Source organism: Paracoccus sp. MA, assembly GCF_020990385.1.
Taxonomy (GTDB): domain Bacteria; phylum Pseudomonadota; class Alphaproteobacteria; order Rhodobacterales; family Rhodobacteraceae; genus Paracoccus.
In genome coordinates, this window is the sequence record NZ_CP087597.1 from 263604 (window position 1) to 289165 (window position 25562).

Genomic DNA, 25562 nt, shown 5'->3' on the forward strand with positions numbered 1-25562 from the left:
TTCACGTCAGCGATATCCGGTCGCACTGGCCCAGGTGGTCAACGCGAGGAGGAGAGAAATGCGGTTCAAGAAGCTCGACATGAATCTGCTGGCCGCGCTGGATGTGCTGCTGCGCACCTGCAACGTGTCGAAAGCCGCCGAGGAAATGTTCATCACCCAATCGGCGATGAGCAATGCGCTGGCCCGTCTGCGCACCTATTTCGATGACCCGCTGCTGATCCAGGTCGGGCGGCGGATGGAGCTCTCGCCCTTTGCCGAGACCATTCGCGACCCGTTGCGCGATGTCATGCTGCGCATCGAATCCACCGTCATCACCAGCCCGCAATTCGATCCCCGCACCAGTACGCGCGAGCTGACGATCGCGCTGTCGGACTATTCCCTGGCGGTCCTGGGCGCGGCGCTGGTGCAGCGCCTGGCCGATGAGGCGCCGCTGGTGCGGGTGAACTTTCGCCCGCAGCACGCTACGCCCGGCAAGCTGCTGGAGCGGGGCGAGATCGACCTGCTGATCGCCCCCGATTTCACCGCCGCCGATAGCAGCGTCGGCGAGACGCTGTATCAGGATGACATCTGCGTCATTGCCTGCGCCCGCAGCAGTCATGCCGGCAAGGTCATGGACCTGGAGCGCATCACCGGCGCGCCGCATGTGGTGATGGAACCCTTCTCGGGGCAGGAGAGCTTTGCCGTCATCGCGGCGCGCGAGGCCGGGCTGAAGCTGAGCCCGGTGGTGACGACCTATGCCTTCAACTCCATTCCCGATCTCGTGCGCGGCACTGACCGCATCGCGCTTTTGCAGAGGCGGTTGGGGCAGAAGGCGGCGGCAAGCGGCGATTTCGTGCTGTTCGATCCGCCCGTCGCCCTGCCGCGGCTCAGCCAGACCATGCAATGGCTGGGCCACCGCGAACGCGATCCGGGGCTGGTCTGGCTGCGGGGGCTGGTGCGGGCCTGCGTCGACGACATGTGCCCATAAAATAGAATATTGATTCTATAAATACCCGCAGGCTTCAAAGTAAATTTTCCTTTCCGGGCCGCTTGTTGTTCTTGGCAACAGTCAAGTTTTCTGAGGGAGGAAGAAACACTTGGACCGGCATCTCTTTGCCGCGGCCGTCATTGCGATGGCCGCGACCACATCCGCTCATGCCGAATTCAAGCTCGGCGGCGAGGTCATTCTGGGCTGGGGCAGCGCGGGGGTCGAGGATGGCGCCTATGGGCTGGGGACGCTCGATGGCACCTATACCACCACATTTGACAATGGCTGGGACTTGGACGGGTTGCTGCGGCTGAACCTGCGTTCGTTCCAGGACGAGATCGACTATCTCGACGACAACCATGTCGATTTCCGCGCCACGCTGGACATGAAGGAATGGGGAAAGCTCGAAGCGGGCAGCTTCAAGCCCTGGGAAAACCGTCCTTTCGCGGATGGCGACTGGTTCAACCGCGGCGGCTTCAACGTCTATATGGGCACGGCGCCCGCCTATCGCGACGTTTTCGCCAGCAAGGCGGCCCGGGCCTCGGACGGCACCGTCTACAAGGTGTTTCCCGATGCCTATCTGCGCTATGACAATAAGCTGGGTCCGGTCGGGCTGACGGTCACCCTGGACCCGCTGCGCCGCTATGGCCCCTTCCATGCCGACGACATGCTGGACGAGCAACCCTGGGGCGACGCCAAGCTGGAATACGGCTTTGGACGGAACGGCATCTTCCTGCAGGGCAACAACCTGGGCGACCTGGTGCTGGGCGCGCGGGTGGTGGCCGGCGACTTCATGCTGATGGGGCTGCGCCAGATGCGAGAGGGCAAATGGACCTGGTATCGCGACCAGTACCTGGCCTTCTACAACGCGCCCAAGGGCAACGCTTTGCGGCTGAAAAGCATCGGCATGGGCTTCTCGGACATGCGCAACCCCTATTTGCATGACCACATCGGCATCTTCGGCCTGAACTTCGGCACCGAGCCGTGGGAGCTGAAATTCGGTGCCGACACCCAAGGCGGGCTGGCGCTGGAAGGGCGCTATGGCGTGACCGAGAAGCTGGACCTGTTTGCGGGCTGGGATAATGGCTACGGCTATTATGAAGGCTTCGACGATGCCTATGAGCCGCCGGTCTCGGTGCCCGAGCGGGGCGGGGCCTTCGAACTGGCCATGCGCTACCGGTTCTAGCATTTCCTATGTGAATGCACGGAATTTCCGAATTCAATTTCAGAAATATGGCGGCGGTCGCTATGGCTTATCGCGGCGTCTCAACATTCGCCAGCACATGAAGAAACACCACGGGCCGGCCTCCAGCACCGGCCCGTGTTCGCCAAGGGTCTCGCGGCCCTGGCAAGTCAGCCACGGAAGGAAGCGCGCAATGGCGATGTTCAATTATTTCCCGAATTATGTCTGGAACCTGACGATCTCGATCGCGCTGGCCAGCGGGGCCGAGATCGGCGAGATCATGGACATGTGCCAGCCGCTTCTGGACAAGGCCAAGGCCGGCGAGGATGCAGGCACCGCCGATTTCATGCGCGAATGGGTGCGGGTCGCGGATCGCCTTGCCGGCATCGCAGCCGAGGAGGAGGGGCAAGGCCGGCTGCTCTCGGCCGGTGACAAGCTGCAGCGCGCCGCGCTGTATTACATCCTCGCCGAGCGCATGCAGGGTCAGGGCACCCCCGGGCGGATGGAGACCTACCGCAAGGGGCTCGACGCCTTCCAGCGCGGGACGCAATATGCCGGGGACAAGGTGACCCGCTTCGAGGTGCCCTATGGCGACAAGGTGATCCCGGTGCTCTACACCCCCGCCGAGGGCGTCGAAGGCCCGGCGCCGGCGGTGGTTTATCTGAACGGGCTCGATAGCTGCAAGGAGCTGCTCTACTGGTCGCGGCTGCCGCATGCGCTGGCCCGGCGCGGCATCGCCACGCTTTGCGTCGACCAGCCCGGCACTGGCGAAAGCCTGCGCCTGCAGGGCATGCATGCTCATTTCGACAGCGAGATATGGGGCAGCGCGGTCTATGACTGGCTGGCGGCGCGCGAGGATGTGGATGCCGCCCGCATCGGCATCACCGGCATCTCGCTGGGCGGCTATTATGCCCCCCGCGTCTGCGCGTTCGAGCCGCGTTTCGCCTCGGGCGCGGTCTGGGGCGCCAACCACAACTGGGCCGAGGTGCAGCAAAAGCGCCTGAAGCGCGAGGGCGAGAACCCGGTGCCGCATTACTGGAACCATGTCATGTGGGTATTCGGCGCCGGGGACATGGAGGACTTCCTGGCCAAGGCCGAAGGCTTCAACCTGAACGGCGTGATGGAAAAGATCCGCGTGCCCTTCCTGGTCACCCATGGCGCCAACGACCGCCAGATCGGGCTGGAATATGCGCATCAGGCCTATGACCAGCTGACCAACGCGCCGCGTCGCGCGCTGAAGATCTTTACCGACCGCGAGGGCGGGGTCGAGCATGTCGGCGCCGACAACATGACCTATGGCCGCAATTTCATCGCCGACTGGTTTGCGGAAACGCTGGGCGGGCGGCTGGCATGAAGCTGGCGACCCTGCCCGACGGCACCCGGGACGGGCGGCTGCATGTGGTCAGCCGCGACCTGACGCATTGCGCCCCGGCCGAGGTTCCGACGCTTCAGGCGCTGATCGAGGATTGGGAGGGGCTGTCCGGCGCCCTGATCGCGCAATATGAGGCGCTGAATGGCGGCGGCGGCCAGCCCTTCGACCCGGCCGCCGCGCTGGCGCCCTTGCCGCGCGCCTGGCAATGGCTGGATGGCTCGGCCTATGAAAGCCATGGCGAACTGATGCAGCAGGTCTTCGACCTGCCGCCGAATCCCAAGGGCCGGCCGTTGATGTATCAGGGCCTGTCGGACCGTTTCCTGTCCGGGACCGAGGATGTGGCCTTGCCCTCCGAGGAGGACGGCATCGATTTCGAGGGAGAATTCGGTGTGATCCTGTCGCGCGTGCCGATGGGCGCCGATGCGGCGACGGCGGCGGCGCATATCCGCTTGATCGTGCTGATCAATGATTGGTCCTTGCGCAGCATCGCGCCCATCGAGATGAAGACCGGCTTCGGCTGGGTGCAGGCCAAGCCCGCCAGCGCCATGGCGCCCGTCGCGGTGACACCGGACGAACTGGGCAGGGCTTGGCACGACCACCGCGTCGACCTGCCGCTGGCGGTCGACTGGAACGGCGCCCGCTTCGGCCGGGCCGAGGGCCATGCCATGACCTACGGCTTCGACGAACTGGTCGCCCATGCCGCCCGCACCCGTGAACTGGTGGCGGGCACGGTTCTGGGCTCGGGCACGGTCTCGAACCCGGATTTCCGCAAGGTCGGTTCCTCCTGCATCGCCGAGCGCCGCGCCATCGAGATGCTGGACCAGGGCGCGCCGCAGACCGGCTTCATGCGCTTCGGCGACCGGGTGCGGATGGAATGCACCCTGCGCGACGGCACGCCGCTGTTCGGCGTGATCGACCAGAAGGTGGTGAAGCCATGACCCGGCGCATCGTCGACCTGTCCGTGACCCTGACCGACCGCTTCCGCTCGGATCCGCCGGGGCTGGGACCCAGGATCGAATACAAGGACCATGACGCCGGCGCGCTGGAATATCAGCAGATGTTCGGCGTCCCGGTCGAGCACCAGCTGGACGGCAAGGGCGCCGCCATCGAGCGGTTGACCCTGACCACGCACAACGGCACGCATCTGGATGCGCCTTTTCACTATCACCCGACGATGAACCGCGGCGAGCGCGCCCTGACCATCGACGAGATCCCGCTGGACTGGTGCATGGGGCCCGGGGTCAAGCTGGACTTCCGTGCCATGCCCGACGGCCATGTCGTCACTGCCGGCGAGATCGAGGCCGAATTCCAGCGCATCGGCCATGTGCTGCAACCGGGCGAGATCGTGCTGGTCAACACCCGCGCCGGCGCGCTTTACGGTCGGGACGATTATATCGCCGCCGGCTGCGGCATCGGTCGCGAGGCGACCTTGTGGATGACCAGCCGCGGCATGCGCGTCTGCGGCACCGACGCCTGGAGCTGGGACGCGCCGCTGATGGGCGTGGCGCAGAAGGCCATCGCCACCGGACAGTGGGAGCTGTTCTGGGAGGGCCACAAGGCCGGGGCCGAGACGATCTATTGCCACATGGAGAAACTCGCGAACCTCGACCAGCTGCCTGACCACGGCTTTCAGGTCATGTGTTTCCCGGTCAAGGTCGAGCGCGGTTCGGCCGGCTGGTGCCGCCCCGTGGCGATCATCGAGGACTGAACCCCGAAGGGGCTCGGGGCTTGGCGGCTTTCTCATGCCCCTTCAGGGCGCGGGCTGACCAGCCAGCCGGCGATCCGCTGGTCGCGGATCACCAGCGTTTCCGGCCCGGCGCCCAGGCCGCGCAGGATCACCGCGATCTGGCCATGCGTGTCGCGCATCATCCGGGCAATGTCTGGGAGGTCGGCGCGGAGATAGGTCTTGAGCCCTTCCACCATGACCGAGATGACCATGCCGGCGATCAGCTCGACGTCGAAATCGGCGCTGAGCCTGCCGTCCTGGCGCCCCTCGCGCAGCAGGCGGGCGACCAGATCGGTGACGGTTCCATGCAGCGCAACGAAACGGCTGGCCTGGTCGGAATCGTCATAGAGGTTCAGGTTGACGAGCCCCAGCCGGGCAATGGCGATGTCGGCGGTATAGGCCTGCACATTGGCCAAGACGATGTGCATCAGCGCCTCGGCCAGCGACAGCTCGGCATGGGGCACGGCCAGGCTTTCGGCGGCGGCGGCCTCGATGATGTCGTTATACAGCATGAACAGCAGGTCACGCTTGGAAGCGGCATAGAGAAACAGCGTGCCCTGCGCCACCTCGGCCAGCCGCGCGATTTCGCGGATGGTCGCCTCTTCATAGCCGCGCGACAGGAAAAGCGCCCGCGATGCCTCGCGAATGCGGCGCAGCTTGTCGCGCTTGCCGATCTCGGTACGTGAGAGCTGTTCATGCTTCATCGGGATGACCGTGCTCATTCATGATCAGGCGCAACTTGTCGCATGGGTGGGGTGCTGTCAAACCGGCAATAAATCAAGATCATATTAATTTGGTGAATACTGTTGAATGGATCCATTGAATTTGACAGCCGGCGGGTTTGCTCGCAAGGAATGAGCGCACTCATTTTTAAGGGCGCGCACCCGCGTCCCCGGATTCAGGAGGAGACCCGACATGATGACCAATGTGCTGCTTGAGGCGCAGAGCCTTGTCGCCCGGCCCGATGGGCTGGCGATCGGCCTGCGGCTGCCCTGGTATCGCAGCCTGCCGCTGTCGGTGATCCAGCTGGACGGGCTGCGCATCGACGGTTCCGATATCCCCGGGGAAAAGCTGCGTTTCGAACTGAACGGCAAGCTGCGCCCGCTGGCCGAGATGGCCGATCTGACCGGGGAATACTGGTTCGTGCAGGACAGCCTGGTGCTGGTCGCCGATCAGGCTGTCGCCGCCGGAGGGGAACACGAGGTCGATGTGACCCTGTCCTTCTACCCCCCTTATATCGCCGATTTCCGCCGCAAGTCGCGCGGCATCGCCCGGATGAAGGCCAACTGACATGACCAAAGCGCATATCGAACTCGGCACCTCGATCTATTCCTTCACCAATGAATGCCACGGCCGGCAGATGAGCTGGCAGGACATGATCCGGCTGGTGGACGAGAAAAAGCTGGGCACGCAGATCGAGGTGGTGGGCTTCCAGTCCTTCCGCAGCTTCCCCGATGTCTCGGACGCCGAGGCGGACGCCTTCCAGGCGGTGATGGCAGAAACCTCGCAGACCGCGAATTGCCTGGGCATCAATGCCGACCGCTTCATGAAGCCGAACCAGCCCATCACGGACGACGCGATGGTGGATTATCACGAACGCCAGATCCGCTCGGCTGCGAAACTGGGCTTCCGCGCCGTGCGCTACCAGAACACCGCGACCCCCGCCGTGATCCGCCGCTGCGTGCCGCTGGCCGAGAGGCTGGGCGTCAGGCTGGGGCTGGAAATCCACGCTCCGCACAGTCCCAGCCATCCCGACATCATCGCCTATCGCGAGATGTATGCCGAGGTGGACAGCGAGATGCTGGGCTTCATTCCCGATTTCGGCGCCACCGCCCGCGACGTGCCGCAGATCCATGTCGATTATTTCCGCAACGTGGTCGGCGCGCCGGAAAGCGCCATCCGGAAGGCGCTGGAAATCTGGCATGACGACAGCTACGAGCCCTTCCAGCGCTTCGGCGTCTTCATGGGCTGGTGCGCGCAGAACGGCATCGAGGATCGCCACGGCGTCGAGCTGATGATCATCTTTGGCATCATCAACCGCGTCGATCCGGCCGTCTGGGCCGAGATCATGCCGCAATGCTTCCACATCCACGGCAAGTTCTACGACATCGACGCCGAGGGGCGCGAAGCCGCCATCGACTATGACAAGACGCTGAAGGTGTTTCTGGACAACGGCTTCAGCGGCACGATGTCCTGCGAATGGGAAGGCCACATGGTCAATGACAAGGCCGCCCTGCCGCGCATCGAGGCTTGGCACCGGATGTGCCGCGACATCATCGCGAAACATGCGTGAGGCGGCAGGATGGCCTATGACTACATCATCGTCGGCGCCGGCTCGTCGGGCTGCGTGCTGGCCAATCGCCTGTCCGAGGACCCCGGCAACCGGGTTCTGCTGATCGAGGCCGGCGGCGACAATCAGGACCGCTTCATCAAGATGCCGGGCGGTTTCATGAAGATCTTCGGCAACCCAAGGTTTTTCTGGTTCTTCCCGATCAAGCCGCAGCTGGGTCGCCCGGCCGAGACATGGACCTATGGCCGCGGCCTTGGCGGCTCTTCGGCGGTGAACGGCACCTGGTATCTGCGCGGCATGGCGCGCGACTATGACAACTGGGGCCAGAGCGGCCTGCACGAATGGTCCTGGTCGCAGATGCTGCCCTGTTTCGAATGGATGGAAAACTATCGCGAAAAGGGCGCCGACAGGACGCGCGGCAGGAACGGCCCCTTGCAGATCACCATGTCCACCTATCGCTCGAAGGTGATGGAGGCCATCGTCAAGGCGGGCGAGACGCTTGGTCTGAAATGGCTGGACGACATCAACGCGCCCAGGACCGACGGCATGGGCTGGTCGCAGTTCACCGTGAACCGCCGGGCGGTGCGCGCCTCCTCCTACGAGGCGTTTCTGGCGCCGATCCGCAAGAGCCGGCCGAACCTGACCATCGTGACCGATACGCTGGTCGACCGCGTGCTGATCAAGGACAGCCGCGCCACCGGCGTCGAATGCCGCCAGAACGGCCGCAAGGTCACCTTCGAGGCGACCCGCGATGTCATCCTCTCGGCCGGGGTCTATACCTCGCCCAAGATCCTGCAACTCTCGGGCGTGGGCGATCCCGAGCTGCTGGCGCGGCACGGCATTCCGGTCAAGGCGCCCCTGAAGGCCGTGGGGCGCAACCTGTCGGACCATGCCATGGTCACTCTGACCTATGACCTGCATGGCGATCCGGGCATGAACTGCGAGTTCAGGGGCTGGCGCCTCTACAAGAACGCGCTGCAATATTTCCTGACCCGGACCGGCAAGCTGGCGCGGGTGGGGATGCCGATCACCATGCTCTACGCCCCCGACGGCGACCGGGAATGGCCCGATTTCCAACTGGGCGCGGGGCCCTTCGCCATGCGCTCGTCGAAAGAGATGAAATCCGAACCCGGGCGCGGCCCGATCTCGGACGAGCCGGGGATCATGTTCTCGGGCTTTCACCTGCGGCCGAAGAGCCTCGGCTCGGTGGCGATCACCTCTCCCGACCCGGACGCGCCGCCCGAGGTCGAGGCCGGCTGGTGGAGCGACCCCGAGGGTTACGACCGCAAGATGGCCGTCGAACTGGTCGCGACCCTGCGCCGCATGGCGGCGAGCGAGCCGCTGAAGCCCTTTGTCGGCAAGGAGCGGGTGCCGGGCCCGGGATACCAGTCCGAGGACGCCGTCGCCGAAGAGCTGAAATGGATGCTCAGCCCCGGGCTGCACGGCACCGGCACCTGTTCCATGGGCACCGATCCCGAGACTTCGGTTCTGGACAGCCGATGCCGGGTGCATGGGGTGCGGGGGCTGCGGGTAGTCGATTGCTCGACCATGCCGACGACGGTTTCGGGCAACACGAACGGCCCGGCCATGGCCATCGCGGTGCGTGCGGCCGAGCTGATCCTGCAGGACGCGTGTGCCTGACCAGTCGGGCGGCCTTGCCGGGCCGCTCTTGAGCGACAATTGAGGGATGGAATGTCCAAGACCATGAAGGGGCCGGGCCTGTTCCTGGCGCAATTTGCCGGCGATGCCGCGCCGTTCGACAGCCTGCAAGGCATCACGAAATGGGCGGCGAGCCTTGGCTACAAGGGCGTGCAGCTGCCCACGACCGACGCGCGATTCTTCGACCTGAACCGTGCCCATGACAGCGAAGCCTATTGCGACGAGATCCGCGGCATCTGCGCCGATGCGGGCGTGGCGATCACCGAGCTCTCGACCCATCTGCAAGGCCAGCTTGTCGCGGTGAACCCGGCCTATGATCTGGCCTTCGACGGCTTCGCGCCGACGGCGCTGCGCGGCAATCCGGCCGGTCGCACCGAATGGGCCATCGACCAGATGAAGAAGGCCGCCCTGGTCTCGCGCCGCCTCGGCCTCGACAACTCGGTCAGCTTCACCGGCTCGCTGGCCTTTCCCTATCTCTATCCCTGGCCGCAGCGCCCGGCCGGGTTGATCGAGGAAGCCTTTGCCGAGCTGGGCCGCCGCTGGACCCCGATCCTGGATGCCTATGAGGAGCAGGGCGTCACCATCGGCTTCGAGCTCCACCCCGGCGAGGATGTTTTCGACGGCGCGACCTACGAGATGTTCCTGGACGCCGTCGGCGGTCACGAGCGGGCGCGGATCAACTACGACCCCTCGCATTTCCTGCTGCAACAGCTGGATTACCTGGCGTTCATCGACCGGTATCATGACCGCATCTGCGCTTTTCACGCCAAGGATGCCGAGTTCAATCCGGACGGCCGTCAGGGTGTCTATTCCGGCTATCAGCCCTGGGCGAAGCGCGCCGGACGCTTCCGCAGCCTGGGTGACGGGCAGGTGGATTTCCCCGCCATCTTCTCGAAGCTGGCGCAATACGCCTATGACGGCTGGGCGGTGCTGGAATGGGAATGCTGCCTGAAATCGCCAGAGCAGGGCGCGGCCGAGGGGGCGCCCTTCATCGCGCGGCATATCATCGAGGTCACCGGCAAGACCTTCGACGATTTCGCCGCCAGCGGCGTCGACGGGCAGCAGATCGCCGCCATGCTGGGTCTGCTGCAGGGAGGACGCGCATGAGCCGTAGGCTTCGCCTGGGCATGGTCGGCGGCGGGCGCGGTGCCTTCATCGGCGGCGTCCATCGCATCGCGGCGCGCATCGACGGGCAATGGGATCTGGTTGCGGGGGCGCTGTCGTCAGACCCGCAGCGCGCGGCGCAATCGGCGGTGGATCTGGGCATCGACCCGGCCCGCAGCTATGCCGATTTCGCGGACATGGCCCGGGCCGAGGCCGCCCGGCTGGACGGCGTCGACGCCGTGGCCATCGTCACCCCCAACCACATGCATGTCGCCCCCGCCATCGCCTTTCTGCAGGCCGGCATCCATGTCATCTGCGACAAGCCGCTCGCCGCCTCGATGGACGAGGCGCGGCAGCTCGAGACCGTGGCGGCGGGTTCGGGCAAGCTGTTCGTGCTCACCCACAATTACACCGGCTATCCGCTGGTGCGGCAGGCGCGCGAGATGGTGGCGCGGGGGGATCTGGGGACCATCCGCTCGGTCCATGTCGAATATGCGCAGGACTGGCTGGCCGAACCGGCCGGCGCGGACAACAAGCAGGCCGACTGGCGCACCGATCCGGCGCGCGCGGGCGGCGGCGCCATCGGCGATATCGGGACCCATGCGCTGAACCTTGCCTGCTATGTCACCGGCGAGGCGCCGACGCATCTGGCGGCCGAGCTCAGCAGCTTCGTCCCCGGCCGCCGCGTCGATGACGATGCGCAGGTGATGCTGCGCTACGCCTCGGGCGCGCGCGGCACGCTCTGGGCCAGCCAGGTCGCGGTCGGCAATGAGAACGCGCTGCGGCTGCGGGTCTATGGCGACAAGGGCGGGCTGGAATGGGCGCAGGAAAGCCCCAACGAGATGCGCTTCAGCCGCTTTGGCGAGACCCGCCGGATCATCACCCGCGGCGGTGCCGGGGCGACGCCGGCAGGCAGCCGCAACCTGCGCGTGCCGGCCGGCCACCCCGAGGGCTATCTGGAGGCATTCGCGACCATCTATGCCGAGGCTGCCGCGTTGATCCGGGCGCATGACGCGGGCGCGCCTGCGCCCGAGGGCGTGCATGTCCCGGGCATCGCCGACGGCATGCTGGGGATGCGCTTCATCGCCGCCTGCCTGGACAGCGCGGCCCGGGATGCGGGCTGGGTCGAAATCTGACCCGGTCCGAGTATCCGGCTGTTCGCGCTCCTCCCGACCGGCCGGAACGGGAACAGCCGCAGGGTCGGCCCCGCGGCTTTTTCTGAGGAGGGCAGGCGCGGTCGGTAGCGGCCCAGGTTCTCTGCCACCCCGACCTTTCCGTCACAGCCCCGCTTGATTTCGGCGATCGGGCCGGGCAGGTCCTTGCCCCAGCAGGGTCCGGGCCGGCCTTGGATTCGCGGATTTTCCTCTCGTTCGCGTCCTCAGATTGCTTCGGTGAGGGCCACGACCGAGCGGCCCATGATGGCATTGTGTTCGTTCTGGTCGCCGCCGGTGATCTCGATCTCGGACAGCCGCGCCGAGTTCTCGACCACCATGCGGCAGCGTTCCCAGCGACGTGCCTCATGCGCGGCAAAGGCCCCGGTCACGCTGGCTCGGGCCAGCAGTTCCTCGGCGATGGTGATGCCGTCCTCCATGCCGATGCAGGCGCCGGCGCCAAGGTGCGGGGTGGTCGCATGCACCGCGTCGCCGATCAGCATGACGCGGCCGACGGACCAGGGCTGCGGCAGCAGCATCCCTTCCAGCGGGCGATAGATCAGCCGGCTGTCGGTCGAAAGCCCCGCCGACACCCCCGACAGGATGGGCGAGGGGAAGCGCGCCAGCAGCGCCTGCATCCTCGGCAGCAGCTCGGATTCGTCGATCCAGTCGTTTTCCGGCTTGTCCTCGGTCAGGAAGATATAGCTGCGGCCCTGGCCGACCGGGTTGATGCCGGCCTTGACGCCCCGGCCCAGCCACATGTTCAGCGTGTCGACGCCTTCGGGCGTCGGCAGTTCCGCGCGCCACACGGCCTGACCCATGAAGCGGGGGCTGGGCGCGTCGGGCATCAGCGCCTGGCGCGTGGCCGAATAAAGGCCGTCGGCCCCGATCACCGCATCATAGCGCGCGCTGCTTCCGTCGGCAAAGCTCACGTCCACGCCATCCGCGTCCTGCACGATGCCGGCAAAGCTGCAACCCAGCCGCACGTTCACCCCGGCCTCGCGCGTTGCCTGCGACAGGATCGCGGCCAGCGCCGGGCGCATGATCGCGGCATTGCCCGGCAGGTCCACGCCCGGCGCAGGCGGGGTCGGGATGCGGGTGATCACCTCGTCATTATGCGGCTTGCGGATCACCAGCCCGTCGGTCACCGCGCCGGTCTCGCAGAACCTGTCGAGCACGCCCAGCGTCCGGAACGCGCGCAGCGTGGCGCCGTGCAGGCTGATGCCAGCGCCATAGCTGCGCCAGCCGGGATCGATCTCGGCCAGATCCACCGCGATGCCGCCGCGCGCCATCATGATCGCGGCGGACATGCCGGAAAAGCCGCCGCCGATCACCAGAACCTTGCTTGCTGCCGTCATGTCTCCCTCCCTTTGCCGGCGAGATGGGCGGGGACATGGATCATGCCATCCGGGGCCATCACCAGCGGAACTCTGGTCAGTCTGCGCCCCAGGCAGGGGCCGTCGATGCAATCGCCCGTCTCGATGTCGAAGAGCGCGCCATGGGCGTGGCAGGACAGGTGCCGTCCGTCGCCGCTGAGATAGGCGTCCGCCCGCCAGGCCATCGGCGTGCCGCCGGTGTAATGCGGACAGGCGTCCCAATAGGCCAGGAACCGCCCCTCGCCCCGGTTCAGCACGATGATCTTGCGCCGTGCGCCGGGTGCGGGCAGGAAGCCCCGCGCCGCGCCGATGGCCACATCGTCGCGGTGACAGAGAGGCAGGAACTCGGCCCCGATTGTCCTCAATGGCCTGCGCCGGGCTTGGACATGCCGGCCGGCAGCGAACCGTCCTGTCCCTCGGGACCGCCGCCGGGCGCCCATTTCTCGCGCCATTGCAGCAGGAAGATCTGCGATGCCTCGGGGCCGTTCGGTGCCTGCCGCGCGACCCAGCTGTCGTCGTGCTTGTCCATGTCGGCGTCATATTCGAAATGGCAGCCGAGCGGGCTGTTGAAATACCAGAACCAGTTCGAGCCGAACCTGTGCCGGCCCGGCCCCCAGAAGGACTGGTAGCCCTTGCGGATGAAGCGGTCGCCTGCCACCATCAGCTCGGTCGGGCCTCCCATGTGGAAGGCCAGGTGCTCGCAGCCCTGCATGTAGGCGGGCGTGCGGATGAAGAAATGCGTGTGATGATCGTCATTCGAGCGCGGGCGCAGGAAGGGCCCGGCATTTTCCAGCACGTCGGTGATGACGAAGCCCAGGCGCTGGGTATAGAAGTCGACCATTTTCGGCAGGTCGGGGACGAACAGCACGACGTGGCTGAGTGTGCGAGGCTGGGCCGGCATGTCGTCCCACACCCCAAGCTCGTTCGGGCCGCGCTGCGCCGGGGCGCCGGGAGCGTTGATCCTTTCCGCAGGCATGTTCAGCGTGCGGCGCTTGGTGACCTGGAACTTGACCTGGAAATCCAGGCAGTCCTGGAACTCGATCGAGCCATCGGCCAGCCGGGTGACGCGGCGGTCCCTGGACATTTCGGCCTCGATCTCGTCGAGCGCAGCGGCATCCTCGACGCCATAGACCTGCTGGCGCAGCATGTTGCGGGTCGGCAGCGGCGCGGGCAGGCGTGGGTCGTCGCGGTGGCGGATGATGACGCCGGTGCCGTCCAGCGCCTCGAACAGGCCGCCGGTTTCATCGAGATCGACCGGGGTCAGGCCGAAATCCTCAAGATAGCGCGCGGATCCGGCCAGATCCTCGACGCCAAAGACCAGATAGTCGGGTCCGATGATGCGCATGTGCTCCTCCTGATGCCTGCCCTGCGGGATGGTGCGGCGGGCACGACCCCGCCGGATGCTGTGGCTTGTAAGGGGAAAAAGGACATTCATGAAATCATCTCGATAAATCTGCAAAAGTGATTTCGTGAATGGGTCGGGGGCGATACCGCGACCGCCCCCGACGGTTCAGAGGCGCAGAACCAGCGGCGGTCTGGCCATGGCTTCGCGCAGGGACAGGCCGGCATGCAGCTGGACGCTGTCCGGCAGCAGCCAGCCGTCGCCCTGCCAGCGCCGCAGCGGACGCAGGTCGGGGGCGATCTCGATCTCGGCGCTGCCCTCGGCCGGGACGGTGGCGGTGGCATAGCCGATCAGGCTGGCGAAATCCTCGCCCGGCAGGCGGGCGTAAAGCTGTGCCACCGCCTTGCCGGCACGGCGCGCGGCATTGGTCAGCCGCAACGCCACCCGGTCGTCCCCGGTCAGCCGCGCCTCGGCCAGCGCCGGGCTGGCATAGCCCATGCCCTCGCCCAGCCCGAACCGCGGCGCCTTGCCGGCGGCCATCATGCCGCGATAGCCGATCAGCCGGCCCTCGGCATAGCCGAGCCGGCCCTGCGCATCGGGTTGCAGGGCAAAGGCCGGATAGTCACCGTCCTGCGCCGCGATGCTGAAGGCCAGCCGGCCGGCCGGTTCGCGCGCGCCCAGGATCACCTCCGCCAGGGCGGCGGCGAATTCCTGCCCGGGATACAGCGCCAGCATCAGCCCCGGCACCTGATCCGCGAAGGACAGATCAAGCGCATGGCCGACGTTGACGATGGCCACGGTCTGCGGATTGGCGGCGGTCACGCGGCGCAGCAGTTCGAGTTGCCGTGCGGGCAGGGCGGTGCTGTCGCGGTCCCTGGATTCGACGCTGGCATCCGAGGTTTCGCCCAGCATCAGCAGAACCAGATCAGAGTCGTGCGCGGCGGTCTCGGCCTCGGCCAGCATGGCCTCGGCACGTTCGGGGCCCTCGATGCCATACCACAGCCCCTGCACATAGGCCGGGGGATAGCGCAGCTCGATGGTGATGCGGCGCGGGGCGCGGTCGGGGAAGTCGATCTCGACCCGGTCGGCTTCGCCCGATTTCAGCCGGCCCATGATGTCGGCGGGGGCATAGGTGGTGTCGTTGCGATGCAGCTCGACCCCGTCGACCAGCACGCGGATGGCGCCGGTGCCGCCGGCGCAGATGACATGCGCGCCGGGGTGGTCGGGGGTAAAGATGCCCTCGGCGCGGATGCCGGCGGGTTTGTCCAGCACTGCGGCGATGCCGGTGCGGGCAAACCAGGTCAGCGAATTGGTGTCGCGGGTTTCCTGCGCCACCGGCGGGCGGTCGAAATCCTGCGTGTCGTAATAGCTGACCACCATGCCGCAGCCGCGGCTGTTGGGCAGGTCCTGGGCCGGGGTGACGCGCATCGGCGGCAGGATCGCTTTCGGCAGGCAGCCCTGCGCGAAACTGACCGCGCAGCCGGCCAGCGCCTGCGTCACCGCCTGGCCGGGGGTAGGCAGGTCGGGGTCGATGGCGATCTTGGCGAATGTGCCGCCCTGATAGCAGGGCGCGAACCAGTTCGGCCCGACCAACGCCACCTTCGGATGCCGCGCGGGGTCCAGCGGCAGCAGCCCGCCGTCATTCTTCAACAGCACCATGCCGGCGGCGGCGGCTTCGACCAGCGTTGCACGGTCAAGGGGCGCGGTCTGGCCCTTGCCGGCAAAACGGCGGGCGGTTCGCTCGACGCGGCTTGCGGCATCCTCCAGCCGCGCGGGCGCGACCTTGCCCCCGGCCACCATGGCGGTGACATGGCTGCCCATCTGGCGGCCGGGTCCCGGCATCTCCAGGTCCAGCCCGGCGCGGGTCGCGGCCAGACCATCCTGCACCCCGAACCAGTCCGAGACCAGAAGGCCGGCAAAACTCCATTCCTGCTTGATGATCTGGTTCATCAGCAGGGCGTTTTCCGAGCAATAGCTGCCGTTGACCTTGTTATAGGCCATCAGGAAACCCGCCGGTTGCGCGGCCAGGGCCATCTCAAAGGGCAGCATGTAGACCTCGCGCAGCGCGGCCTCGTCCACTTGGACATCGACCTGATTGCGGTCGGTCTCGCTGTCGTTGCAGGTGACGTGCTTGGGAATGGCGCCGACGCCCTGCGCCTGCAGGCCCTCGACCCAGGCGCGGCCAAGCGCGCCGGTCAGCCACGGATCCTCCGAGAAATATTCGAAGGCCCGCCCGCACAGCGGCGAGCGCGGCAGGTTCAGGTTCGGCGCCAGAAGCGCATCGACGCCCGAGCGCGCGGCCTCGGCCCCGACCACGGCGCCGATGCGGCGCACCAGGTCCGGGTCCCAGCTGGCGCCAAGCGCCACCGGCGCCGGGGTCAGCACCGCCACGTCGCGTTCATCGACGCGCCCCGAGGCGACGCCCATCGGCCCGTCCGCCATGGTCAGCGCCGGCACGTCGCCGGGCGTGGCGGTGGACCACATGGCGCCGCCGGCGGTCAGCAGAGCCTTGTCATCGGTGCTCAGTCCGGACATCAGGCGGCCCCCTTCATATCGTGCCGCGCCTTGAAGGCGCGGGCAAAGCGCATGATCTGGTCGGCCTGCGCGGCGATGGTCGCGGTCAGCTGCGCATCCGATACGCTGCCGTTCTCGGCAAAGACCGGGCCGGCCAGCGTGTTCACCGTGACCCCGATCGGCGTGGGCCAGCCGCGCATCGCATGCACCATGTCGCGCAGCGCCGAAAGCGTGACCCCGGCGCCCTGCCAGCCCGCGGCCGAGACGATCAGCCCCACGGGGCGATCGTCGAAATAGACCCGCGCGTCGCCGTGCAGGTCTTCGAGCAGGTCGAGCGCGTTCTTGACCAGGCCCGAGATGCCGGCGTGATAGGCCGGCGTGCCGATGACGATGCCGTCGCAGTGCCGGACCGCCTCGACGAATTCGGTCTGGCGCGGGCTGCGCTCGGGCCGCTCGGGGGCGTAATGCGGCAGTTCGGCGAGGAAATCTCCGCCGAAAAGGCGGGTCTCGGCGCCCCCGGCCTCGCAGGCGGCCAAGGCCGCGCGCACCAGCCTTTCGCCCGACGAGCCGGGGCGGGTGGTGCCGCCGAAGCCGACGATCAGCGGCCGGATCATGCCGGCACCGCCTGCTTGGCCGCGAAATGCGGGATGACGTGCCGGCCCATCAGGCGCACGGTCTGCTCGGCGAAGTCCAGCCGCTCTTGCGTCAGCGGGCCGGTGGTGGTGCCGCAGAGCACGTTGCCGATGCCCAGATCGGCATAGGGTTGCAGATGCTCGATCACCTGTTCCGGCGTGCCATAGAGACACCAGGTCGCGATCCATTCGTCGCTGAGCGCGTCGGAGATCTTGTCGGTCTTGGTGTTGGCCTCGTTGGATTCGGCCTTCTTGGCGAATTCGTTCTCGCGGTTCACGGCGTCCTGATAGGCGCGCAGGATTACTTCCAGTTCTTCGCGGGCCTGGTCGGCGGACTCGGCGACATGGACGCATTGATAGGTGTGGGTGGTCCAGCCAAGCGCGTGGTCGAGCGTGGCTTGGTCGTGGCCGGCGGCCAGCAACAGGTCGCGATATTTGGTGAAATGCGTGGTGACGTGCCTGAGCGGTTCCAGGTTGTTGATCATCGGGGGCGTGAAGGCCGGGATAAAGGCGGGCCAGCCGTGTTCCGCCGCGCGCCGGGCCGAGGCATCCTTCAGCGCCACCGGCATCAGCGGAGCATGGCCTTTGCTGTAGGCGGCCGGTGCGATGCGCTGCAGCACGCGGCCCTTGTAGGGGCCGTTCTCGTATTCGACCGGCGGGTCCTCGGGCTGCTTGGCCCAGAGCCGTTCCGCGATCTCCAGGTTGCGATCCGAGATTTCCGACGCTTGCTTGTAGTTCACGCCGAAGCCGATCATCTCTTCGGGGGTGGTGCCGGAACCGACGCCGATCAGCACGCGGCCGTCGTTGATCTGGTCCAGCAGGTTCACCCGTTCGGCAAAGCGCACCGGGCTGTGCAGCGGCACCGAGGTGACAGAAAAGCCCAGCGTGGTCTTTTTCTTGAACTGCGGCGCCAGCCAGGCCGCGAACATCATCGGGTCCGAGGCCCAGGGGGCATAGCCGGTGAAATGGTGGTCGGGGGTAAAGACGGCCTCGAATCCGGCGGCTTCGGCGGACAGGGCATGGGCGACGACCGATTGCATGACGAAGCGGTCCTGGTCCGGCGCCGTGGCGCGGGCGTTCAGGAAAAGCGAGAATTTCATTGGATTTTCCTCCCGAAGGACGGCCGGGAAAGGCCGTGCAGATAATTAGAATTGTCGTTCTATATTTGAGGGCGCGATTCTGTCAAGAATCAAGAATGAAGATTCTGATTCTAGAATTGGCTCAGGCCGTGGTGGCGGCCAGGTGCGCGCGCGCCGGGATCAGCCGGCTGAGTGCCGCAACCGCCACCAGCAGGCCGATCTGCCACAGTGCCAGCGTGGCAAAGGCGCGGGCCGGATCGGCGCCGCCGTCCAACGCCGCCAGGAAGGCGGTGCCCAGCGTCGCCACGCCAAGCGCCATGCCCAGTTGCTGACAGGTGGTGAACAGGCCCGAGGCCGCGCCGGCCTGCGCGGGCGGCACGCGCACGAAGCAAAAGGCCGGCAACGGGGCCGAGATCAGCCCCATGCCGCTGCCGCAGAGTGCAAAACCGACCCCAATGCGCCACAGATCCGCCGCGGCCATGCCCTCCGACAGCAAAAGCAGCCCGCAGATCTGGCTGGCGGCGCCGATCAGCATCATCCTGCGCCCCAGGATCGGCAGCAGCCTGCGCCCGAGCAGCGCGATCGAGAACGCCGCACCCGCCGCGAAGGGGATATGGATCAGCGCGGTCTGCAGCACGTCGAAGCCCAGCCCGCGCTGCAGCGCGACCGAGGCCGACAGCAGCAGCGCCCCGGTCCCGGTGGTGTACAGCATGACCATCGCCAGCCCGGTCAGCAGCAGCCCGTCCCCGAACAGCGCCGGCGGCACCAGCACCGTCCGGTTCGCGGCCGCCCTCTGCCGCAGGTGACGCCAGCACAGCACCAGCAGCAGCACCGCCAGCAGCGGCAGCAGCCGCAGAGGCGGCGGCCAGCCCAGGCGCGGCCCCTCGATCAGCGGGAACAGCAGCGCCGCCAGCCCGGGCAGGGCGAGCGCGAGCCCTTTGCCGTCCAGCCCGCGCGCCTCGGCCGAGCCGCCCTTGGGCAGCACGCGCCGGGCCAGCACCAGCGCCAGCGCGACCACCGGCACGTTGACAAGGAAGATCGGCCGCCAGCCCAGCCCGAACAGGTCGAGCCGCATCAGCAGCCCGCCGATGATCGGGCCCAGGATGCCCGCGGCGCCGCCGATCAGGCCAAAGATGCCCATGACCTTGAAACGCTCGTGCGGCGCATAAAGCACCTGGACGATGGACAGCACCTGCGGTCCCATCATCGCTGCCGCCGCGCCTTGCAGGATGCGCATGGCAATCAGCATCTCGGCCGAGCCGGCCAGCCCGCAGCCGGCCGAGGCCAGTCCGAATCCGGTCATTCCGGCCATGAACATGCGCCGGTATCCCAGAATGTCGCCCAGCCGCCCGCCCGCGATCAGCAGGGCGGCGAAAAAGAACGCATAACCCGAGGACACCCAGCCGATTTGCGGTCCGCTGGCGCCAAGCGATTGCTGCAACTGGGGAATGGCCACGTTGATGATGGAGCCATCCATGATCTCCAGCACCAGGGCCGCACCGACGACGGCGACGGCCATGCTGCGCTGGCGTTCGTTCAGGATCATTTCTTTCACCGGAGGTTGTGGCGCGGATGCTTGACAGCCGGTCCGCCGCATTACTATTAGAAATAGTATTCTGATTTATATTTGTCCAGCCGTGAACGGCAGGCCCGGGGAGGGGCCGCGATGGAGCACCAGATCAAGCGGGGCGTCAGCCTTTACAGTTTTCAGAACGACACCTTCCTCGGGCGCATGAGCCTGGAGGATTGCATCCGCGAATGCGCCGCGATGGGCGCGATGGGCATCGAGGTGGTGGGCGAGCAGACCTTCGCCGGTTGGCCCGAACGCGGCATGCCCGAGGCAGGCATTGCCGAATGGCACCGGCTGATGGCGGCTTACGGCACGGTGCCGGTCTGTCACGATTTCATGCTGGATTATAAACGTTACAAGGGCAGGATGATGCCCTTCGACGAACAGGTGGCCAGCGTCCGCAAGGATATCGAACTCGCCCGCCGGCTGGGTGCGCCCTATATCCGCTCGCTGGTCTCGGTCGAACCCGAGGTTCTGGTCGCGGCCGCACCCTATGCGGAAGAGGCGGGCGTGACGATCCTGCTGGAGGTCCACGCGCCCCTGCATTTCGACCACCCCTGGATCATCCGCCACGCCGAGGCCTATGAAAAGTCCGGCAGCACGGCGCTTGGCTTCCTGCCCGACATGGGCATGTTCCTGCACCGCTTCCCGCGCGTCTGGAAGGAACGCTTCATTCGCAACGGCTGCCCGCGCGATGCCGCGGATTTCATCGAAAAAGCCTATGAGGACCGGCGGCTGGCGGAATATGTCGTGCTGGACGTGATGCAGCGATGGGGCTCGGGCCCGCAGATGGCCATGGTCGAGACCCTGCGCCACAACGCCGCCTATGAACCGCGCCGGATGCTGGAGTTCATGCCGCGCATCCACAATATCCACGCCAAGTTCTACGAGATGACCGAGGACGGCCAGGAATGGTCGATCCCCTATGACGAGGTCGTCGCGGTGCTGAAGCAGGGGGGCTATCGGGGCTATCTCTGCTCGGAATACGAGGGCAACCGCTGGATCGAGGACGTGCAGGAGGTGGACAGCCTCGGCCTGGTCCGGCGGCAGCAGCAAATGTTCGCGCGCCTGCTTGGCGAAACCGTTCCGGCCTGAGGAGAGACATCATGTTCGATCAGCACATCATCTGTCCCGAGGGCTTTCGCAACGTGACCGAGAGCGGGCAGGTCGCCGGCTTCCGTTTCCTGGCGCGGCTGCCCTATTACCGCGGCCTGGGCCTGTCGATGATCGAGGACCTGGCCGTGACCGTGGACGGCGAAGCCGTGCCGCGCGAGGCCGTGCGCCTGTCCCTGCGTGGCCGCAGCTGGACGCTGGACCAGCTGGAAACCGTCCATGACGACCGCTGGGATTTCGGCGAGAAGGCCGAGATCGTGGTGACCCGTCCGGGCGGCCTGGCGCCTGGCAAGCACAAGCTGAAGCTGGCCGAGCGGCTGCGGATTTCCTACCTGCCCTTCGTGCCCACCACCGCGCATGAGACCGAGCTGACACTGGAGGGCTGAGCCTTCCGCCAACGAGAAAGGCCCCGGCGATCTGCCGGGGCCTTTGCTTACAGGTGCCGCTCGATGACCCGATCCGCCGCCAGGAGCGCCAAGGCCACGGCGGTCAACGTCGGGTTGCAGGCGGTGGCGGTCGGGATGGCGCCGTTTCCGCCCAGATAGAGGTTGTCATAGCCCCAGACCCGCCCCTCGGCATCGCAGACCGAGCTGCCGTCATCCGCCGGGCCAATGCGATGCGTGCCCTGATAATGCAGCGAGCTGCCGGCGGGCAGCAGCATCGGCGCGCCACCCGGCACGAGGCGGCCCAATGCGGCGCCGATGCGCTCTGCCCAGTCCATCGCCAGTTCGACCCGCGCCCGGTCCCGCTCGGTCAGGCGATAGTCCAGCCGGAAGCGCGGCATTCCCAAGGCGTCTGTCGCCTCGTCAAAGACGATGCGGTCGTCCTCCTGCACGTCCTTGGCCAGGAACAATCCCAACCCGACCACAGGCCGCGTCGTGCCATCGGGCAGGGGCGGCAGCGCGATGGGTGAGGTGTCCATCTGCATCAGTTGCGCGTGGAACGGGAACTCGGGGTCGTGGAACGGCAGCCAGCTGACGCCGGAAACCCCGTCGCGGCCGTCCATCAGGGCCCTCTCCTCGGCGCGGGTTCCGGTTTCCAGGTCCAGCTCGATCAGGGCGATGACCTGCGGCTGGTCGTTCAGCCAGCGCCCCAGCGCGGCGGGCCGGATGCCCGAGGCATGCAGCAATTGCGGCGTGCGCAGCGCGTCGCCCGCGACCATCACCGCGCCGGCGCTGATCCTCTCGATCCGGCCGCTGGCCAGATCCACCAGCTCGGCGCCGGTGACACGGTTGCCCTCGGTGAGAAGGCGGCGGCAGAGCGTGCCGCTGCGCAGCCCGACCCCGGCGCTGGCGCGGCCCTCGGGCGTGGCGAGGGGACCAAGCACCATGTCCACACCGGCCCATTTCGGCCGGTCGCCGTCGGGACGACAGGCCAGCGGCATCGGCTGCGGCTGGCGCTCGGGGCTGCGGCCGGCGCCGAAGGCTTCGCGCAACCGGCTGACGACGTGGCGGGTGGCGCGGGTCTCGGGGAAACCCTTTTGCGTTACCGAAAGGTATTCCTCGGCCCGCGTCAGTGCCGCGTCCATCCGCTCCGGGTCGAGGAAGCCGATGCATTCGCTGTCGCCGGGGCGCGGGCAGGCGCAGGTCCAATGCGCCCCCATGCCGCCGAGGTTCGACGACATCGCGGCGGCAGGCATGCCCGGGTCGCCGGGCAGGGGCGTCCGGCCGAGCCAGGAAAGTGCCCGGCCGGGCCTTCAACGCGCCCTCGGGCATGTCGCCCACACGGGCGAGGGGAAAGGCCCGGGCTTGGGCATAGGCGGCCTCGCGTTCCTCGGGCGGCAGGTTGCGCATGTTGGCGCCGCCCGAGAGCTGCAGATCGGCGCCGGCCTCGACCATCAGCATGTTCCGGCCGGCGCCCCGGGCGGCGAGATGGCGGGCAAACGCCGATCCTACCGGCCCGCTGCCCACGATCAGCACTTCGAAATGTGACACTTGACCTCCCTTTCGATTCGTGACGGCCGCACCCTAGAAGCGGGTCGCAGCCAAGGAAAATTGATCCGGTGCAACAATGTATTCATGAGCTTGCCAGCTCAACCAAAATTAGTATTCATATTCTGAATACACTCATGTGCCGTTATGATTTCCGATTCGGTTCCGCGCGTTGTAATTCCGCCGGAAGGGAGGAGGAGCGACCGATTGACGCAGCCGCGCGCGGCCATGCCGAGCATCGGGGCCGATCCTCAGACAGATTCAAGCGGGCGCCTGCTATGCCGGCACGCGCCGCCTGCAGAGACCCGGCCGGCGGCGGTAAGCCGCCCCGCGCTTTTCGAGGAGGAACACGTTTTGTCAACCGAACACCCGTCGACCGGGGTTAAACGCAAGGCCGGCATCCCGCAGGGGCTGGTCATGGCGCTGACCTCGTTTCTGCCGATCCTGGCGATCATCTCGTTGGTGCCGGCGGTGCCGAGCCTGATCCAGCATTTCGACAATGTGCCCCATGCGCGGACATTGATCCCGCTGATGATCACCGCGCCGGGCCTTATGATCGCGCTGACCGCGTCCTTTGCCGGCTGGTTCGCCGACCGGCTGGGCCGCCGGCCGCTGCTCTTGGGCGCGACGCTGCTTTACGGCATCTGCGGCACGGTGCCGCTTTACGTGGACAGCCTGCTGCCGATCTTCATCAGCCGGCTGGGTGTCGGCCTGTCCGAGGCGGTGGTGCTGACCATGGCCAACACCATGCTGCTGGATTATTTCGACATGCGCGGTCGCCGCATCTGGCTGACCGTTCAGGGCGTGATTGGCCCGGCACTTGGCACCATGGTCTATGCATTGTCAGGCTATCTGACCGGCATCGTCTGGAACGGCGCGTTCTGGATCTATGCCTCGGCCTTCGTGCTGTTCATCGCCATGTATATCTGGATGTATGAACCGACCGGGCAGGAGCGCCATGCCGACGAGCCAGAGATCGATGACACCGTCTTCCCCTGGGGCCGGATGATCGGTGTCATGGTCCTGACCTTTGTCATCGCCGCGCTGTATTACATCTACACGATCAACGGCGGCTCGGCCTTCCATTCGCTGGACGGCGCATCGCCCGAGCGCATCGGCGTGATGATGTCGCTCGCCAGCCTTGCGGTGCCTGTCGGTGCGCTGGTCTTCGGCTATATCTCGCGGCTGATTTCTTCCGAGCAGGTTCTGGGCATCGTGCTGCTGCTGGTCGGCCTGGGCATGATCGGCGTCGGCCTCTCGACCAACGTGGTGCAGATGGGCGTCTCGGCCTTCGTGCAGCAGATCGGCGCCGGCATGGCGATCAGCGCGATGATCTTCTGGGTCTCGACGCTGTTCGGGCCGCAGCATCGCGGCCGGGTCATGGGCTGCTGGTGCAGCGCCTTCTTTGCCGGCATGTTCGTCAGCCCGCTGTTCTTCAGCGCCGTGCGCGAAATAGGTGGCGGGGACGTGCTGCTGCCCTTCCGCACCTTCGGCCCGGTGTCGCTGGCGATCGCAGTGGCGCTGATCCTGGCCGGCATCGGCAAGACCCGCCGCATGAAGGCCGCGCGTCAGGCCGCCGCCCCGGCTGCAGCGCACTGAGCGTGATGCCTTCCCTGCCGCGCCGCCGGTTCGTTCCGGCGGCGTTTGCATGCCGGCCGTTTGTCAGCCCAGAAGATAGCTGATGACCATGTCGTTGGTCTGGCGTTTCAGCGCCGCCCATTCGATATCCGGCATCTCGCCCTTGTCCGATCCGAAGCCGAGGTGGTTGCGATAGATCGAGAAGGCGGCGAACAGGGCAAAGCGAAGCGCCTCGTCGCGGGGCTCGCGCCGCACTTCGCCTTCGCATTGCATCAGCACCGCCATCGCCTGGGTGATGAACGACTGATAGGCTTCGGTGCCGACACGGCTGATTTCCGCGTCCTGCGTGGCGCGCAGCATCATCTGGCGCAGGATCGGTGCAAATTGCCGCAACAGATCGGCGAAGCCATCGAAAAGCTGGGGCACCAGCTGGCGCAGCGGTACGCCGGTCCAGCGCGAGGGGTCCAGCAGCGAACGATGCGCCAGCCCCAACTCCTCCATTACCACCGCCTGCACGGCGTGCATCAGCTCGTCCTTGCCGGTGAACCGGCCATAGATCGAACCGATAGAGACCCCCGACTGGCGTGAGACCTTTTGCAGCGTCAGCCCTTCATAGCCCTCTTCCTCCAGCAAACGCCGGGCGGCGGCCAGCACCTTGGCCTGCGAGCGCCGGCTGCGGGCCTGTTGCGGCGGGCGCCTGGTCACGGCATCGCTGACTGCTTGCGATATGGCTGCGATGTCGGAGGGAGTTGTTGGCATGGCTATCCGAGAAAAATGAGATGCTCTGGAATCTTCGCTCCAATTTCAAGCACGATCACGGCGATGGGGTCAATTGACCGGCAACAACTAACGGTGCGGGTCGGGGACGGTCCGGGTCCCTTTGCCCGAAGACAGGGGACTCGCGTTGCGAATTGGCTGTCGGGGGCATGAGCAAACCGACACCCTGGGGCCATAACTGGTTGTCCAGCAACGCGG

23 protein-coding genes are annotated in these 25562 nt (G+C 66.6%); 13 read left to right on the top strand and 10 right to left on the bottom strand.

Translation table 11 applies throughout. From position 1 onward, the window contains the following. The first annotated feature begins 58 nt into the window (after positions 1-58). The 5 genes from LOS78_RS01360 (at position 59) to LOS78_RS01380 (ending at position 5230) form a co-directional block, all read left to right on the top strand. On the top strand, positions 59-967 hold the full coding sequence (locus tag LOS78_RS01360; RefSeq protein ID WP_230376541.1) for a LysR family transcriptional regulator: 909 nt from the start codon (positions 59-61) through the stop codon (positions 965-967). Positions 968-1076: 109 nt separating this feature from the next. Further along, a complete protein-coding gene (locus tag LOS78_RS01365) occupies positions 1077-2153 on the top strand; it encodes a hypothetical protein (protein WP_230376542.1) in 1077 nt (358 codons plus the stop codon). A gap of 190 nt (positions 2154-2343) precedes the next feature. After that, entirely contained in the window at positions 2344-3504 is a 1161-nt protein-coding gene (locus LOS78_RS01370) for a S9 family peptidase (RefSeq protein WP_230376543.1), read from the top strand. Continuing rightward, complete coding sequence (locus LOS78_RS01375; RefSeq protein ID WP_230376544.1) at positions 3501-4460, top strand: fumarylacetoacetate hydrolase family protein; 960 nt, start codon at positions 3501-3503, stop codon at positions 4458-4460. The genes LOS78_RS01370 and LOS78_RS01375 overlap by 4 nt, the downstream gene beginning before the upstream one ends. Continuing rightward, the gene (locus LOS78_RS01380) at positions 4457-5230 is read left to right on the top strand and encodes a cyclase family protein (protein WP_028716266.1); all 774 of its coding nucleotides are present in this window, start codon (positions 4457-4459) and stop codon (positions 5228-5230) included. Before LOS78_RS01375 ends, LOS78_RS01380 begins: the two co-directional genes overlap by 4 nt. A gap of 32 nt (positions 5231-5262) precedes the next feature. Here the strand turns inward: LOS78_RS01380 and LOS78_RS01385 are convergent, their stop codons facing one another. Further along, positions 5263-5970 carry a TetR/AcrR family transcriptional regulator gene (locus LOS78_RS01385; RefSeq protein ID WP_230376545.1) on the bottom strand — a complete coding sequence of 236 codons (708 nt, stop codon included), beginning with the start codon at positions 5968-5970 and terminating at the stop codon, positions 5263-5265. Positions 5971-6163: 193 nt separating this feature from the next. On the opposite strand from LOS78_RS01385, the gene LOS78_RS01390 reads away from it, so the two are divergent. Genes LOS78_RS01390 through LOS78_RS01410 form a run of 5 tightly spaced genes read left to right on the top strand, consistent with a single transcriptional unit; the run spans position 6164 to position 11437 of the window. Then, positions 6164-6538 (top strand): DUF6379 domain-containing protein, encoded by a 375-nt coding sequence (locus tag LOS78_RS01390; RefSeq protein WP_230376546.1) that lies wholly within the window; start codon positions 6164-6166, stop codon positions 6536-6538. Between the two features lies 1 nt (position 6539). Next, on the top strand, positions 6540-7541 hold the full coding sequence (locus LOS78_RS01395) for a sugar phosphate isomerase/epimerase (protein ID WP_230376547.1): 1002 nt from the start codon (positions 6540-6542) through the stop codon (positions 7539-7541). 9 nt (positions 7542-7550) lie between these two features. Further along, on the top strand, positions 7551-9179 hold the full coding sequence (locus tag LOS78_RS01400; RefSeq protein ID WP_230376548.1) for a GMC family oxidoreductase: 1629 nt from the start codon (positions 7551-7553) through the stop codon (positions 9177-9179). A gap of 51 nt (positions 9180-9230) precedes the next feature. Continuing rightward, complete coding sequence (locus tag LOS78_RS01405; RefSeq protein ID WP_230376549.1) at positions 9231-10304, top strand: sugar phosphate isomerase/epimerase; 1074 nt, start codon at positions 9231-9233, stop codon at positions 10302-10304. Beyond that, positions 10301-11437, top strand: a complete 1137-nt coding sequence (locus tag LOS78_RS01410; protein ID WP_230376550.1) for a Gfo/Idh/MocA family protein — start codon at positions 10301-10303, stop codon at positions 11435-11437. Before LOS78_RS01405 ends, LOS78_RS01410 begins: the two co-directional genes overlap by 4 nt. A 242-nt stretch (positions 11438-11679) precedes the next feature. On the opposite strand, the gene LOS78_RS01415 is transcribed toward LOS78_RS01410, so the two are convergent. The 7 genes from LOS78_RS01415 to LOS78_RS01445 all read right to left on the bottom strand — a co-directional run bounded on the left by LOS78_RS01415 (position 11680) and on the right by LOS78_RS01445 (position 19941). Continuing rightward, positions 11680-12810 carry an FAD-dependent oxidoreductase gene (locus LOS78_RS01415; RefSeq protein WP_230376551.1) on the bottom strand — a complete coding sequence of 377 codons (1131 nt, stop codon included), beginning with the start codon at positions 12808-12810 and terminating at the stop codon, positions 11680-11682. Then, entirely contained in the window at positions 12807-13193 is a 387-nt protein-coding gene (locus LOS78_RS01420) for a Rieske (2Fe-2S) protein (RefSeq protein ID WP_230376552.1), read from the bottom strand. The genes LOS78_RS01415 and LOS78_RS01420 overlap by 4 nt, the downstream gene beginning before the upstream one ends. After that, positions 13190-14173: a VOC family protein gene (locus tag LOS78_RS01425; RefSeq protein WP_230376553.1), complete on the bottom strand. Its 984-nt coding sequence runs from the start codon at positions 14171-14173 to the stop codon at positions 13190-13192. The genes LOS78_RS01420 and LOS78_RS01425 overlap by 4 nt, the downstream gene beginning before the upstream one ends. 165 nt (positions 14174-14338) lie before the next feature. Next, positions 14339-16705: a glycoside hydrolase family 3 protein gene (locus LOS78_RS01430; protein WP_230376554.1), complete on the bottom strand. Its 2367-nt coding sequence runs from the start codon at positions 16703-16705 to the stop codon at positions 14339-14341. Beyond that, positions 16705-17298 (bottom strand): NADPH-dependent FMN reductase, encoded by a 594-nt coding sequence (locus tag LOS78_RS01435; RefSeq protein ID WP_230376555.1) that lies wholly within the window; start codon positions 17296-17298, stop codon positions 16705-16707. Before LOS78_RS01435 ends, LOS78_RS01430 begins: the two co-directional genes overlap by 1 nt. Beyond that, positions 17295-18416, bottom strand: coding sequence for an LLM class flavin-dependent oxidoreductase (locus tag LOS78_RS01440; protein WP_028716273.1), 1122 nt, complete (start codon positions 18414-18416; stop codon positions 17295-17297). The genes LOS78_RS01435 and LOS78_RS01440 overlap by 4 nt, the downstream gene beginning before the upstream one ends. A gap of 121 nt (positions 18417-18537) precedes the next feature. Beyond that, positions 18538-19941, bottom strand: a complete 1404-nt coding sequence (locus LOS78_RS01445) for an MFS transporter (protein WP_230376556.1) — start codon at positions 19939-19941, stop codon at positions 18538-18540. A gap of 120 nt (positions 19942-20061) precedes the next feature. Here LOS78_RS01445 and LOS78_RS01450 point away from each other — a divergent pair, with 120 nt between their 5' ends. Both LOS78_RS01450 and LOS78_RS01455 read left to right on the top strand, forming a co-directional pair. Then, entirely contained in the window at positions 20062-21060 is a 999-nt protein-coding gene (locus LOS78_RS01450; RefSeq protein ID WP_230376557.1) for a sugar phosphate isomerase/epimerase, read from the top strand. Between the two features lie 11 nt (positions 21061-21071). Next, a complete protein-coding gene (locus tag LOS78_RS01455; RefSeq protein ID WP_230376558.1) occupies positions 21072-21464 on the top strand; it encodes a DUF6379 domain-containing protein in 393 nt (130 codons plus the stop codon). Between the two features lie 47 nt (positions 21465-21511). On the opposite strand, the gene LOS78_RS01460 is transcribed toward LOS78_RS01455, so the two are convergent. Continuing rightward, complete coding sequence (locus tag LOS78_RS01460) at positions 21512-22717, bottom strand: GMC oxidoreductase (RefSeq protein ID WP_230376559.1); 1206 nt, start codon at positions 22715-22717, stop codon at positions 21512-21514. A 646-nt stretch (positions 22718-23363) separates the two neighbouring features. On the opposite strand from LOS78_RS01460, the gene LOS78_RS01465 reads away from it, so the two are divergent. Beyond that, entirely contained in the window at positions 23364-24608 is a 1245-nt protein-coding gene (locus tag LOS78_RS01465) for an MFS transporter (protein WP_230376560.1), read from the top strand. A gap of 63 nt (positions 24609-24671) precedes the next feature. Here LOS78_RS01465 and LOS78_RS01470 read toward each other — a convergent pair whose 3' ends face one another. Continuing rightward, a complete protein-coding gene (locus tag LOS78_RS01470) occupies positions 24672-25292 on the bottom strand; it encodes a TetR/AcrR family transcriptional regulator (protein WP_051476359.1) in 621 nt (206 codons plus the stop codon). Positions 25293-25562 lie beyond the last annotated feature (270 nt).